The sequence below is a fragment of the Zobellella endophytica genome (genome assembly GCF_003012775.1).
Lineage (GTDB): Bacteria > Pseudomonadota > Gammaproteobacteria > Enterobacterales > Aeromonadaceae > Oceanimonas > Oceanimonas endophytica.
Window position 1 is genome coordinate 1,053,002 of the sequence record NZ_PXYG01000001.1, and the last position, 13,633, is coordinate 1,066,634.

Sequence of the window (13,633 nt, forward strand, 5' to 3'; positions counted from 1 at the left end):
CAGATGTGACTCACTTGTCACTCTTGTCCACTGCTCATCTTGCTGTTAGGAACGACAGTATCATTTTATGCCTGTGTGGCTGCTGCGAAACCAGGGTATCCTTTTACCCTGGTCTTTTTTTATCTGTTATGCCGGATTATCCAGATCCACAAAACTGACGGTCAGACCGTGCTCCGCCGCCAGCCACTCCCCCAGGGCCTTGATGCCGTAACGCTCGGTGGCATGATGACCGGCGGCATAAAAGTGCAGGCCCAGCTCCCTGGCCACATGGACCGTCTGCTCTGATACCTCGCCGCTGATAAAGGCATCCATACCCTGCTCCGCCGCCAGGGTGATAAAGCCCTGGCCACCACCGGTGCAGAGCCCGACCCGGCGCACTTGCTCGGGGCCATTGTCCGCCACGTGCAGCACCGAGCGCCCCAGCTGCTGCTCCAGCCGCCGCGCCAGCTGCTCACCACTCAGGGGCTGCTCCAGCTCTCCGCGCATGGCCACCGACAGGGCATTGCCCGGCTCCAGCGGCCCGGTGGCGGTGATCCCGAGCAGGGTCGCCAGTTGGGCATTGTTGCCGAGCCCGGGGGCGATATCGAGCGGCAGATGATAGGCATAAAGGTTGATATCGTGGCTCAGCAGCGCCTTGAGCCGACGGCGTTTCATACCCTGCACCCGCTCGTCTTCGCCTTTCCAGAAATAGCCGTGATGCACCAGCAACGCATCGGCCCCCACCGCCACCGCGTGATCGACCAGGGCTTGGCTGGCGGTCACCCCGGTCACGATATGCCGGACATCGCTTTTGCCTTCCACTTGCAGGCCATTCGGGCAATAATCCTTGATGGCTCCGGCATTGAGTCGCCGGTTGAGTATCTTTTCCAGCTCCGCGTTATTCATTCTGGCTCCGCGTGATTTGTGTTGGGTCCATTGTAAAACAAAAGGTTCCTGTTATGAGCGATTCGCTCGGCGCCGTGCTGGCCCGCCTGTCCGACCCCGTGGTACGGGATCTGGCCTGGGCACTGGGCAGCCCCAACCTGCTGCACCAGATTCCCCTCGCGCCCGCCAACCCCTGGTACCTGAGTCTGCTGAGCGACTATCAGGACCGCCTTTTTCAACTCGATGCGGCCCCCGGCATACTGCATCGACATTGTCGTCCCTATCGCCGGCTGGGCCAGTATTTCGAGGCGCTGTGGCATTTCTACCTGCTGGATCATTCCCGCTTTCAGCTGCTGGCCTATGACTGGCAGCAAGTGGTGGCGGGCACCACCCTGGGCGCCTTCGATTTTATCGTACGGGACAACCTGTTACAGCGCACCGAACATTGGGAACTGGCGGTCAAATTCTACCTGATCACCGATTCGGATGCTGCTTATGGGGGCGCCGTCGGCATGAACACACGCGACAGACTGCGACATAAACTCGATCATATGCTCAAACGCCAGCTCAGGCTGAGCCGGCACCCGGACGTGCACGAGCGGTTGCGGCGGCTGGGACTCGGGCCCCATGGCCGCCGGCTGATCCTGAAAGGACGCCTTTACTACCCGACCGGCTGCGCGCGCCTGCTGTGCTCCCAGGGGGAGCTCGGTCGCTGGGGAACCACGATGCCGGATACTTCTTTTGTCGCGCAACAAAAACTGGGCTGGTTTACCGGCGGACGGCAATGCGAACGCCTCGGGGCGCAACAGGCCTACCATGATGGTCGGGACAACTGGTATGTGAGGGTTAGCCGGGAATGGTTGGAAAAAACAAGGGACGAAAAACAGATGATGGAGGCGCGTTCCGGAGTCGAACCGGACTAAACGGATTTGCAATCCGCTGCATAACCGCTTTGCTAACGCGCCGTTGCAGAATGTGGAGCGGGAAACGAGACTCGAACTCGCGACCCCAACCTTGGCAAGGTTGTGCTCTACCAACTGAGCTATTCCCGCTTAAAACTTTTAAGTTGTGCATGGGGCCGCGCTGCGACGACCCTCAATCAACGTCAGCAAGGTTGTGCTCTACCAACTGAGCCATTCCCGCCTAACTGGACCGCGTCGCGGCCGATGGGTGCGCATTATAGGCAGGCGGGCGGGCAATACAAGCCATTTTTCTCCCCTACGACTCATTTGCTTTAATTTTCAGCGAGTTGAACATTTTTTGGCAACCGCCCTGGCTAGCCGGAAGCGGTAATGCTGACTAAGCTTGCAGCCTGACCACGCTGGAGTCTGCCCCATGCCCCTGTTGCTGTTACTGTTGCTGTTTACCCCGGCCATCCTGGCCGACGCTCCCGCCCCCGAGACCACCACCGGCTGGCGCGACAACCCGTTGGTCACGGCGGAACGCGCCATAGTGGTGACCGCCAACCCCTATGCCAGCCGGGCGGGGCGCGATATATTGCGCCGTGGCGGCAGTGCCGTCGACGCCATGATCGCCGCCCAGGCGGTACTGACCCTGGTCGAACCCCAGTCATCGGGCATCGGCGGCGGTGGCTTCCTGGTCTACTGGCAACAGGCGGATACCACCCTGACTACCCTGGACGGGCGAGAAACTGCGCCGTTTGAAGCCCCCCCCGAGCTGTTCCTCGACGAGCAGGGCCAGCCGCTGGCGTTTTTCGATGCCGTAGTCGGCGGTCGCTCCGTCGGCACCCCGGGGACCGTGATGCTGATGTGGCAGGCCCATCAGCGCTTCGGCAAGCTGCCCTGGCGGGACCTGTTCCTGCCGGCCATCGAACTGTCCCTGAACGGCTTTACCGTCTCACCCCGCCTGGCACGGCTGGTGGCGGAAGACCGGGAATATCTGATGCGCGATGAACAGAGCCGGCACTACTTCTTCGATGTGGACGGGCGTCCCCTCCAGGCGGGAACGCGCAAAACCAACCCGGCCCTGGCGGCGGTACTGACCCGAGTCAGCATAGAGGGCCCCTCGGCCTTCTATCAAGGGGATATCGCCGAGGCCATGGTCAACAAGGTACGCCAGGCCCGCCCCCCGGGATACCTCGGCCTGGCCGATCTGGCGGATTACCGCGTCAAGGAAAGGCCCGCGCTCTGCGCCCCCTACCGGCAATACCGGGTGTGCGGCATGGGGCCGCCGAGCTCGGGCGCACTGACCCTGGGGCAGATCCTGGGCATGCTGTCCCATTTCGAACTGGCCGGCATGGGGCCGAACTCGCCGCAGGGCTGGCGGCTGATTGCCGATGCCTCCCGTCTCGCCTTTGCCGACCGCAACAGCTACATCGCCGACGGCGATTTCGTCACCGTCCCGGTCGCCGGCCTGCTGGACGGCGATTACCTGGCCGGCCGCGCCGCCCTGATCTCCGCCACCCCTCACGCCCTGGAGGAGGCCCGCCCCGGCATACCGGCGCCGCCCCTGGCCCGCCGGGCCGCGGACACCTCGGCCGAGTTTCCCTCCACCACCCAGCTCAGCATCGTCGATGCCGAAGGCAACGCCCTGTCGATGACCTCGACCATCGAACACGGCTTCGGCTCCCGGCTGATGGTGCAAGGGTTTCTGCTGAATAACGAACTGACCGATTTTGCCTTCAGCCCCAAACGGAACGGCGTACCGGTCGCCAACCGGTTGGAGCCGGGCAAACGTCCCCGCTCCTCCATGGCGCCCACCATAGTGCTGTATCAGGACAAGCCCCTGCTGGTGCTGGGCTCTCCCGGCGGCAGCAGCATCATCGGCTATGTGCTGCACACCCTGCTCAACGTGCTCGACTGGGGCATGGACGTGCGGGAGGCCATCCACCGGCCCCATATACTGCACCGGGGCCAGGTGCTGGAGCTGGAGCAGGGCGAGCCGGGTCGGGCCATGCAGCCGGAGATGGCACAACTGGGGTTCGCCACCCGTCTGACCGAGACCAACTCCGGGCTGCACGTCATCATGATCCGCCCCGACGGCCTGACGGCCAGCGCGGATCCCCGGCGGGAAGGCCAGGCGCTGGCCGCGGATTAGCCACGGACAGCGTCGTGAGGCGCTGCCGGCTGGCGGGTAACCGGATAACATCTCGGTCACATCGGCCTGCCGCCCCTGGTGATTTATGCCACCGGTGGCGTATATTACCCCTCTCATATAACGAGTCGGCTCAAGTTCACTCTGTCCGGGCCGATAACGACAGCACTCTCATAACAAAAATACGAACCAGATGAACAGAAGAAACCAGCAGATCATCGATCAGGAAGTCACCTATCACGACCAGGAACAACTGGTTTCCACCACCGACCTGCGCGGTGTCATCACCTACGCCAACGACGTCTTCTGCCGGGTCGCCGGCTACGAAGCGCAGGAACTGATCGGGAAAAACCACAACATAGTGCGCCATCCCGACATGCCCAAGGCGGCCTTTCAGGATCTGTGGGACCATCTCAAGGCGGGCCAGCCCTGGCGCGGCGCGGTCAAGAACCGTTGTAAGGATGGCCGCTACTACTGGGTGGACGCCTACGTCACCCCCATCTATCAGCAGGGCAAGATTACCGGTTACCAGTCGGTCCGCACCAGGCTCGATGACGCCGTGCGCGACCGCGCCGGCAAGGCCTACCGCCGGTTGCTGAAGCAGGAGCACAGCCGTGCCGGCACCCGCCCCTGGCTGAAACTGGCACAGCCCTGGCTGGGAGGAGCCGGACTGCTGGCCCTGCTGGTCGGTGCCCTGGTCATCGGCGGGGCCGGCCAGCTGTTGTGGAGCCTGCTGCCCCTGCTGTGGCTGGGGCTGTGCTATCGCCGGCAGTGGTTTGGCACCCGCCGCTATTTCGATCGGCTGGGCAGAGACTACGACAGCATCTCCCGGCTGGTCTATTCCGGTGATGCGCCCCACGCCATCGCCGACTACCACCTGAAGATGTGGCAGGCCCGTACCCGCACCATCCTGGGCCGGGTCGACGACGCCACCGGCTCACTGAAATCCCTGGCCGGCTCGCTGATGCACACCATGACCGGCGCCCGGGCGGATCTGAGCCGGCAGGACTCGGATACCCACCAGATTGCCACCGCCATCACCGAAATGTCCGCCACCGCCGTCGAGATCGCGCAGAACACCCAGCAGGCGGCAGCCAATGCGGCGGAAGCCCAGCATCAGTGCCACCTGACCCAGGGGCAGCTGGAGCAGACCAAGCTGCGTATCATCGAACTGGCCCGGGAGGCGGAACACGCCGCCGAAGCCACCCTGGCCCTGACCCAGGAGTCGGATCGCATCGGCACCCTGATGAGTGAAATCCAGGGCATTGCCGACCAGACCAACCTGCTGGCGCTCAACGCCGCCATTGAAGCGGCCCGGGCCGGCGAACACGGCCGGGGCTTTGCGGTGGTGGCGGAAGAAGTGCGGGCACTCTCGACCCGCACCCATGGCGCCACCGAGCAAATCCAGGCCAGTATCGGCCAGATCCAGCAGACCCTGGCCAAATGGCGCTCCATGATGGATGCCAACATGGCGCACAGCAGGGACTGCGTGGAGGCGGCCGAAGCGGGCAGCACCAGCCTGTCGCGGGTGGTCGGCGAAATCGACAATATCGTCGGGGTCACGGTGCAGATCTCCGCCGCCGCCGAAGAGCAGCAGCAAGTGGCCGAGGAAATCAGCCGCAACGTGCATCAGATCTCGGAAGCCTCCTCCGCCAACCTGAGCAAGATTGCCCAGGTCGAGCAGTCCGGACAGCAGTTGCTGGAGCGCTCCCAGGGGCTCAACGACATGACCCGCACCTTCTCCTGAGATGACGCACGCTCACGCCCGCCGGATACTGGCGCTGCTCGCCCTGATCCCATCGGGGCGCGTGGTCAGCTACGGACAACTGGCGGATCTGGCCGGTCTGCCGGGGCGAGCTCGGCTGGTGGGCCGGGTGCTGCGTACCGAGGACACCAGCACTCTGCCCTGGCACCGGGTGGTAGGCGCCGGCGGGCGACTGAGCCTGCCCGAGGGCAGCGACGGCTGGCGGGAACAACGGGAGCGGCTACTGGCCGAAGGGGTCATGCTCAGGGGCAGCAGGCTGGATATGAAAATGTACCAGTGGCAGCCGGATCTGGCTGCCATGCTGATGCTGATGGATCATTAAAAACGAGACCGGGGTGCTAATCGGTCTCTTCCAGCAGATCGCTGACATGGACCTGAAACGGAATGGTCTCGTCTTCCCGTTGCAGCAGCACCAGTTGATTATTGACGTCGACTTCCAGCACGTAGCCTGAGCCGTCGGAGGTATGGCAGATCATGCCCGGTCTCACTTCATGAATATCCATATTCACTCTCCCTTCAGGCAATGCCTGCGATGACTTAACGTCCCTGTGTCATGATCCCGTACCCGTTCGACAACATGATTGGCGGTCAAACCGGGCCATCCTGGCCCGGGCTTTCCGGCGGCAAGGTTACTTGCCCTTGCCTTTCTGGCTTTGCTGCCATTTACCATCAGTATAATGGGCGGTCCAGCCGGTCGCCTTTTTATTGACCTCGGTCATCACGTATTGTTCCTTGTTCTTGCGACTGAAGCGGACCATCGCCTTGTTGCCATCCGGATCTTCGGTGGGAGCTTCGGTCAGGTACAGGAACTTGGGCGGCAGCCGGTCCTTGAAGCGCACCAGCTCTTCCACCAGCGGCGCCCGGGTCTCCCGGGACTTGGGAAAATTGCTGGCGGCCAGGAAGACGCCGGCGGCCCCGTCGCGCAGCACGAAATAGGCATCGGACTGGCTGCAGGGCAGCTCGGGCAGGTGCACCGGATCTTCCTTGGGCGGCGCCACTTCGCCGCTCTTGAGGATCTTGCGGGTATTGCCGCAGGCCTCGTTGGTGCAGGCCATGTACTTGCCGAAGCGGCCGTTCTTGAGCTGCATCTCGGCACCGCAGCGATCGCAGTCGATCACCGGGCCTTCGTATCCCTTGAGCTTGAACTGGCCCTCTTCCAGCTCGTAACCGTCACAGTCCGGATTCTGGCCGCACACGTGCAGCTTGCGCTTGTCGTCGATCAGATAGGCGTCCATGGCGGTCCCGCACTTGCCGCAGCGATGCTTGGCGCGCAGGGCATCGGTTTCCGCCTCCTCGTCGTTGGCCAGCACGAAGTCGTCGCCGGGAACGAGGTTGATGGTCTGCTTGCAGCGCTCCTTGGGCGGCAGGGCGTAGCCGGAGCAGCCGAGGAAGACCCCGGTGGTGGCGGTGCGGATGCCCATCTTGCGACCACAGGTCGGACAGTCGATGTCGGTCAGCACCATCTGGTTGGCGCGCATGCCGCCCTCTTCCGCCGGCTGCTCGGCCTTGTCCAGCTCCTCGCAGAACTCCGCGTAGAAGGCGTCCAGCACCTGGGTCCAGTTCAGGTTACCGCCGGCGATCTCATCCAGCTTGCTTTCCATCTGGGCGGTAAAGTCGTAGTTCATCAGCTCGGCGAAGCTTTCCTGCAGCCGGTCGGCCACGATCTCACCCATTTTTTCCGCATAGAAGCGACGGCTCTCCACCTTGACGTAGCCCCGGTCCTGGATGGTGGAGATGATGGAGGCATAGGTGGACGGCCGCCCGATGCCGCGCTTTTCCAGCTCCCGCACCAGCGCCGCCTCGGTGAAGCGGGCCGGCGGCTTGGTGAAGTGCTGCTTGGGCTCGAGCTTGTCGAGCCCGAGCACCTCGCCCGCCTGCACCGCCGGCAGTTCGGTATCCTCGCCCTTACGGCTCTGGGGACTGAGCACCTTGGTCCAGCCGGCAAAACGCAGGATACGGCCACGGGCCTTGAGCTCGTATTCGCCCGCCTGCACGGTAATGGTGCTGCTGTCGTACCGGGCCGGCACCATCTGACAGGCCACGAACTGGCGCCAGATAAGATCGTAAAGCCGTTTGGCATCGGCTTCCATGCCGTCGAGCTGGTCGGCGCTCAGGCTGACGTCGGAGGGACGAATCGCCTCGTGGGCTTCCTGGGCATTGGCCTTGGCGCCGTAGACGTTGGGGCTATCGGGCAGATAGGACTCGCCGTACCGCTCCTGAATAAAGTCGCGCACCCCGGCCACCGCTTCCTGGCTCAGGTTGGTGGAGTCGGTCCGCATGTAGGTGATGTAGCCGGCTTCGTACAGCCGCTGGGCCAGCATCATGGTGCGCTTGACCCCGAAGCTCAGCCGGGTGCTCGCCGCCTGCTGCAGGGTGGAGGTGATAAAGGGCGCCGGCGGCTTGCTTTGGGTCGGTTTGTCCTCCCGGGACACCACCTCGAACCGGCTGGCCTTGAGCGCGTCCACCGCGGCCATGGCCTGCTGTTCGTTCACCGGCCTGAATTCCTTGCCCCGGTACTTGGCCACCATCATCGCCAGCGCCAGCTGTTGTTCATTGCTTAAGGAAGCCTGGATATCCCAATATTCTTCGGGGACGAACGCCTTGATCTCGCGTTCCTTTTCCACGATAAGCCGCACCGCCACCGACTGCACCCGGCCGGCGGACAGGCCCCGGGCCACCTTCTTCCACAGCAGCGGCGACACCATGTAACCCACCACCCGATCCAGGAAGCGACGCGCCTGCTGGGCATTGACCCGGTTGAGGTTGAGCTCGGAAGGCTGGCTGAAGGCGTCCTGGATGGCGGTCTTGGTGATCTCGTTGAACACCACCCGTCTGAAGCGGCCGTCGTCACCGCCGATCAGCTCCTTCAGGTGCCAGGCGATGGCTTCCCCTTCGCGGTCCAAATCCGTTGCCAGGTAGATGGTGTCGGCCTTTTCCGCCAGGCTCTGCAGTTCGGATACCACCTTTTCCTTGCCCGGCAGCACCTGATAATCGGCCTTCCAGCCGTGCTCGGGATCCACCCCCATGCGTGCGATCAGCGCCTGGTGTTCTTTCTGCTTTTTCAGACGGGCTTTTTCTTCGGCGCTCAGTTGCTTGGTGTCGGTTGCACGGCCATTGCCCTTCTTCGCGCTGGAAGAGCCCGCCGTGGGCAGGTCACGCACGTGGCCAACACTGGATTTGACGATAAAGTCCTTACCCAGGTATTTGTTGATGGTTTTTGCCTTGGCGGGCGATTCCACAATTACCAAAGATTTGCTCATAAAGCGCGTTTAGATCCTTAAAGTCTGGCCCCGTCAGGGGTAACCGGCGGCAAGGTGATGACGGCTGTATAAGTGAAAAAACCGTAAAATGCAAACTTGCCAGGCTCGGGCCGGAAAAAAGTGCGATGAATTTATATTTATTTATTAACACCCTCATGCCCGCCGGAATCAACTGCTTTTTTTATTGTGCTGCCTGTTCGGCCGCTTTTTATGCATTGTTATTTGTTCGGTGAAATCTGTTGTTAAAAACGGGTTACATCTTCCGAAAAAATCCACCTATAATGGCCGCCAACAGGATTTTCTTGGCCCTTTTCACCATTTAAAAGGACAATATAATGGTTCAGTTTGAAGCTAATTTTGACGGTCTGGTCGGCCCCACTCACAACTACGCCGGCCTGTCTTACGGCAATGTGGCCTCTCAAAGCAATGCCCAGGATGTTTCCAACCCCAGAGAAGCGGCCAGGCAGGGCCTGAAGAAAATGAAGGCCCTGACCGAGCTGGGGCTGGTACAGGGGGTGCTGGCTCCCCAGGAAAGGCCCGATATCCATACCCTGCGCCGGCTGGGGTTCACCGGCAGCGATGCCCAAGTGCTGGAAAAGGCCTACCGGGAAGATCCGGTGCTGCTGGCCGCCTGTTGCTCCGCCTCCAGCATGTGGACCGCCAACGCCGCCACCGTGTCGCCCAGCGCCGATACCGCCGATGGCCGCATCCACTTTACCCCGGCCAACCTGACCAACAAGTTCCACCGCTCCATCGAACATGAGGTGACCGGCCGTATACTCGGCCAGGTATTCGCCGACGAGCGCTACTTCCGCCATCACCAGGCCCTGCCCACCAACGATTACTTCGGTGACGAGGGCGCCGCCAACCACACCCGCCTGTGCGCCGACTACGGCCGGGCCGGGGTGGAACTGTTCGTGTACGGGCGCAGCGCCTTCGATCTCGGCGCCTCGGCACCGCGCCGCTACCCGGCCCGGCAGACCCTGGAAGCCTCCCGCGCCGTCGCCCGGCTGCACGGGCTGGACCACGATACCGCCGTCTTTATTCAGCAAAACCCCGAGGTGATCGATCAGGGCGTGTTCCACAACGACGTCATCGCCGTAGGCAACCAGAACGTGTTGTTCTACCACCAGGAAGCCTTTCTCGACACCGCCGCCGCCCTGGCGGAGATCCGCCGCAAGCTGCCCGGCACCGAGCTGCACTTTATCGAGGTGCCCACCGCCGAGGTGCCGGTGCTGGATGCGGTGAAGAGCTACCTGTTCAACACCCAGATAGTGACCCTGAAGCCCGGCCATATGGCGATCATCGCCCCTTCCGAGTGTGCCGAGATGCCCAGCGTGAACGCCTATCTGGACCGGCTGGTGACCCTGAACACCCCCATCCGTGAAGTACACTTCATGGACGTGAAGCAAAGCATGCGCAATGGCGGCGGCCCGGCCTGCCTGCGGCTGCGGGTGGCGATGAACGCAACCGAACATGCCGCCGTCAACCCGGCCTGCCTGATGAACGACACCCTGTTCACCCGCCTGAACCAGTGGGTGGACAAACATTACCGCGATGCGCTGAGCCTCGACGATCTGCGCGATCCGGCCCTGCTGCAGGAATCGCGCGGCGCCCTGGATGAGCTGACCCAAATACTGCAACTGGGCGCCGTCTATCCCTTCCAGCGCTAAGAAAAAGGGCCGGTCTCACACCGGCCCTGCTTTATTTAATCTTTATCCAAAGGGCCGCTGGCCCGCCTCGTAGAGTTTCATCAGCGCCCGGCCGATGCCGGCTTCCGCCGCCTTGCCCAGCCTCTCTTTCAGCCCCTGCTTGGGCTTGTAGCGCAACTGGATAATCCGCTTGTCCGCACTTTGGGCCAGCAGGTAGTCGCTGCTGGTCTGCAGCTCGTCCACCAGGCCCAGCGTCCGGGCATCCGCCGCCAGCCAGTGTTCGCCGGTCGCCACCTGCTCCAGCGCCAGCGCCAGCGCCGGCCGATTCTCGGCGATAAAGTCCTTGAAGCGCCGGTGAATGACCTCCAGCTCCTCCTTGAACTTGGCCCGGCCATGATCATCGTTCTCCCCGAACAGGGTCAGGGTCCGCTTGTATTCCCCGGCGGTGTGCAACTCGACGTCGATATCCTTTTTCCTTAGGAACTTGTTGAAATTGGGCAACTGGGCGACCACCCCGATGGAGCCGACGATGGCGAAGGGCGCGGCGATGATGTGCTCCGCCACACAGGCCATCATATAGCCGCCGCTGGCGGCCACCTTGTCCACCGCCACCGTCAGGTGCAGGCCGTGGGCCTTCAGCCGGGCCAGCTCGGCCGCCCCCAGGCCATAACCGTGCACCACGCCGCCGCCGGACTCCAGCCGCAGCAGCACTTCATCCCCCTCCCGGGCCAGCTGCAGCAGGGCCGTGATTTCCTGGCTCAGACCGCCGACCTCGCGGGCGTCCATGCTGCCCTTGAAATCCAGCACATAGAGCCGGGCCCCCAGCGACGGCGCTTTTTTCTCGGCCTTGGCAGCGGCCTTGAACGACTGCTTCAGCGCCTTGCGTTCGGCGTCGTTCGCGGCCGTGGCCAGCTGCAGCCGCTGCTTTTGTTGACGCAGGCGGCCGCTCAGATCCTCCACCTCGAGCCGGTCGCCCGCCTGTTTTTGTTTGGCCGCCACCCCGGCGATCAGGGCCGCCAGCAGGGCGATCGCCAGCACCCAGGTCAGGGTTTTGGCGGCAAACAGGCCGTATTCGTACAAAAACTCCACCATATGAACTCCTCACACTTGATTTGACGCCCATTGTAGGAGCCCCGAACAGGAACACCAATCGCCTTTTTTGCTTTCAACGCTGGCATCCTCGGCCAGAGTCTGCTTTGATCTGGCCACTTTGAACTCCGCTTTAGAGAAGAGGCACATGCTCGACTACCACGCATCCCCCGAATTGCTCAACGGCAAGGTCATACTGGTGACCGGCGCCGGCGACGGTATCGGCCGCCAGGCCGCACTGAGCTACGGCGCCCACGGCGCCACCCTGATCCTGCTCGGTAAAACCGTGAAGAAGCTGGAGGCGGTGTACGATGAACTGCAGGCTCTGGGCGCCCCCGAGCCGGCGATCGTCCCGCTGGATCTGCAGGGGGCAACCCGCCAGCATTATCTGGACATGGCCGAGACCATCCGCCAGCAGTTCGGCCGGCTCGACGGGGTGCTGTTCAACGCCAGCCTGCTCGGCACCCTGGGCCCGTTCGAGATGATCGGGGAGGACGAGTGGGACAAGGTGATGCAGGTCAATGTGAAGTCCCAGTTCCTGCTTACCCAGGCGCTGCTGCCTTTGCTGAAAGAGAGCGCCCCCTCCTCCGTCATCTATACCAGCTCCGGCGTGGGCAAGCAGGGCCGGGCCTACTGGGGCAGCTATGCGGTATCCAAGTTCGCCACCGAAGGCATGATGGAGGTGCTGGCGGACGAGCTGGAGGGCACCGGGGTGCGGGCCAACTGCATCAATCCGGGGGCAACCCGCACCGGCATGCGGGCCCGGGCCTACCCGGCCGAAAATCCAGCCACCCTGCGCACCCCGGCCGATATCGTGCCGCTCTATCTTTACCTGATGGGCGATGACAGCCACCAGGTCAACGGAACCTCCTTCGATGCCCAGCCGGACCGGATGAGCGGCAAAACATCGTCATCGTCTGACAAGCCGCCCGTCGTCGGCTAAACCTAAGCCATACTCTCGGTGAATCATCGGGGGCCAGGAGCCGGCCCCTGTGAACCGCATCAGCAAGGACGACCATGTATCGACCCAAGAGCACGGTAGAGCAATGGCGTATTTTTCAGGCGGTCGTCGACTGCGGCGGTTATGCCCAGGCGGCGGAAAAGCTCAATAAAAGCCAGTCATCCCTGAATCACGCGGTGGCCAAGTTGCAGCAGGGGCTGGGGCTGTCGCTGCTGGAAGTCAAGGGACGCAAGGCCTTTCTGACCCCGGCGGGCGAGGTCTTTCTGCGCCGCTCGCGCAAACTCACTCTGGACATGGAAAACCTGGAACAGCTGGCGGACGTGCTCGCCACCGGCTGGGAGCCGGTACTGCGCATCGTGGTGGAGGCTTCCCTGCCCCGCCAGCCCCTCTATCAGGCCCTGGCCGACTTCGCGGCCCAGTCGCGCGGCTGTCGCATCCATCTGGTGGAAGCCCAGCCGTCCGGCTGTCAGGCGGTGGTCGCCAAACAGGCGGCCGATCTGGTGCTGGCCTGCCGCGCTTATCCCAAGGTGACGTCCTTGCCCCTGGCCACCACCATCTATGCGCCCGTGTGCTCCCCCGGCCATGTGCTGGCCGGCCTCGGTGAGGTCGGCCAACAGGAGCTGGAGCGAGAGCTGGAGCTGGTGCTGGCCGACGGCAGCGAACAGGAGGAAGGCTGGGCCCGGGCCGAACAGCGCTGGATCATCAATCACCTGCACGACGCCCTGTCGCTGTTGCGCCGCGGCATCGGCTTTGCCTGGCTACCGCTGGAGGTGGTCACCCCCCTGGTCGACACCGGCGCCCTGCAACGACTGCCGATGGCCGACCAGGCGCTGCGCAAGCGCTTTACCCATCTGGTGCTGCCACGCCCGACGCCACCCGGCCCGGCAGCCAGCCTGCTGCTGACCCTGACCAGGCGCTATTATGGCCAGCACCAGCCCGAGGACGGCTAGCCCCTTGCCAGCGGCGGAGCCCTTCCTTATGCTGATGG

At 63.1% G+C, this 13,633-nt stretch carries 11 protein-coding genes and 2 tRNA genes; 7 read left to right on the forward strand and 6 right to left on the reverse strand.

All coding sequences use genetic code 11. The features are described from left to right. Window positions 1–126 precede the first annotated feature (126 nt). Window positions 127–885 carry a Nif3-like dinuclear metal center hexameric protein gene (locus C7H85_RS04785; RefSeq protein ID WP_106728518.1) on the reverse strand — a complete coding sequence of 253 codons (759 nt, stop codon included), beginning with the start codon at window positions 883–885 and terminating at the stop codon, window positions 127–129. 53 nt (window positions 886–938) lie between these two features. On the opposite strand from C7H85_RS04785, the gene C7H85_RS04790 reads away from it, so the two are divergent. Beyond that, window positions 939–1,787 carry a DUF1853 family protein gene (locus tag C7H85_RS04790; protein ID WP_106728519.1) on the forward strand — a complete coding sequence of 283 codons (849 nt, stop codon included), beginning with the start codon at window positions 939–941 and terminating at the stop codon, window positions 1,785–1,787. Here C7H85_RS04790 and C7H85_RS04795 read toward each other — a convergent pair. Both C7H85_RS04795 and C7H85_RS04800 read right to left on the reverse strand, forming a co-directional pair. Then, window positions 1,756–1,829 (reverse strand) — tRNA-Cys (locus C7H85_RS04795). The two genes, C7H85_RS04790 and C7H85_RS04795, sit on opposite strands and share 32 nt — an antisense overlap. Before the next feature lie 11 nt (window positions 1,830–1,840). Continuing rightward, window positions 1,841–1,916: transfer RNA gene (locus tag C7H85_RS04800), tRNA-Gly, on the reverse strand. Between the two features lie 283 nt (window positions 1,917–2,199). Here C7H85_RS04800 and ggt point away from each other — a divergent pair. The 3 genes from ggt to C7H85_RS04815 all read left to right on the forward strand — a co-directional run bounded on the left by ggt (window position 2,200) and on the right by C7H85_RS04815 (window position 6,005). After that, a complete protein-coding gene (gene ggt / locus C7H85_RS04805) occupies window positions 2,200–3,921 on the forward strand; it encodes a gamma-glutamyltransferase (protein WP_106728520.1) in 1,722 nt (573 codons plus the stop codon). Window positions 3,922–4,111: 190 nt separating this feature from the next. Beyond that, window positions 4,112–5,665, forward strand: coding sequence for a methyl-accepting chemotaxis protein (locus C7H85_RS04810; RefSeq protein WP_106728521.1), 1,554 nt, complete (start codon window positions 4,112–4,114; stop codon window positions 5,663–5,665). 1 nt (window position 5,666) lies between these two features. Next, on the forward strand, window positions 5,667–6,005 hold the full coding sequence (locus tag C7H85_RS04815; protein ID WP_106728522.1) for an MGMT family protein: 339 nt from the start codon (window positions 5,667–5,669) through the stop codon (window positions 6,003–6,005). Window positions 6,006–6,021: 16 nt separating this feature from the next. Here C7H85_RS04815 and C7H85_RS19800 read toward each other — a convergent pair whose 3' ends face one another. Together C7H85_RS19800 and topA are read right to left on the reverse strand one after the other, a co-directional pair. Continuing rightward, complete coding sequence (locus C7H85_RS19800) at window positions 6,022–6,186, reverse strand: hypothetical protein (protein ID WP_168388230.1); 165 nt, start codon at window positions 6,184–6,186, stop codon at window positions 6,022–6,024. A 126-nt stretch (window positions 6,187–6,312) separates the two neighbouring features. Beyond that, the gene (topA, locus tag C7H85_RS04820) at window positions 6,313–8,943 is read right to left on the reverse strand and encodes a type I DNA topoisomerase (RefSeq protein ID WP_106728523.1); all 2,631 of its coding nucleotides are present in this window, start codon (window positions 8,941–8,943) and stop codon (window positions 6,313–6,315) included. A 335-nt stretch (window positions 8,944–9,278) separates the two neighbouring features. Between topA and astB the strand changes: the two genes are divergently transcribed. Next, entirely contained in the window at window positions 9,279–10,616 is a 1,338-nt protein-coding gene (gene astB, locus C7H85_RS04825; protein WP_106728524.1) for an N-succinylarginine dihydrolase, read from the forward strand. 42 nt (window positions 10,617–10,658) lie between these two features. Here astB and sohB read toward each other — a convergent pair whose 3' ends face one another. Beyond that, a complete protein-coding gene (gene sohB / locus C7H85_RS04830) occupies window positions 10,659–11,684 on the reverse strand; it encodes a protease SohB (protein WP_168388239.1) in 1,026 nt (341 codons plus the stop codon). A gap of 148 nt (window positions 11,685–11,832) precedes the next feature. Here sohB and C7H85_RS04835 point away from each other — a divergent pair, with 148 nt between their 5' ends. Then, complete coding sequence (locus tag C7H85_RS04835) at window positions 11,833–12,627, forward strand: YciK family oxidoreductase (RefSeq protein WP_106728526.1); 795 nt, start codon at window positions 11,833–11,835, stop codon at window positions 12,625–12,627. A gap of 74 nt (window positions 12,628–12,701) precedes the next feature. Then, complete coding sequence (locus C7H85_RS04840) at window positions 12,702–13,595, forward strand: LysR family transcriptional regulator (protein WP_106728527.1); 894 nt, start codon at window positions 12,702–12,704, stop codon at window positions 13,593–13,595. Window positions 13,596–13,633 lie beyond the last annotated feature (38 nt).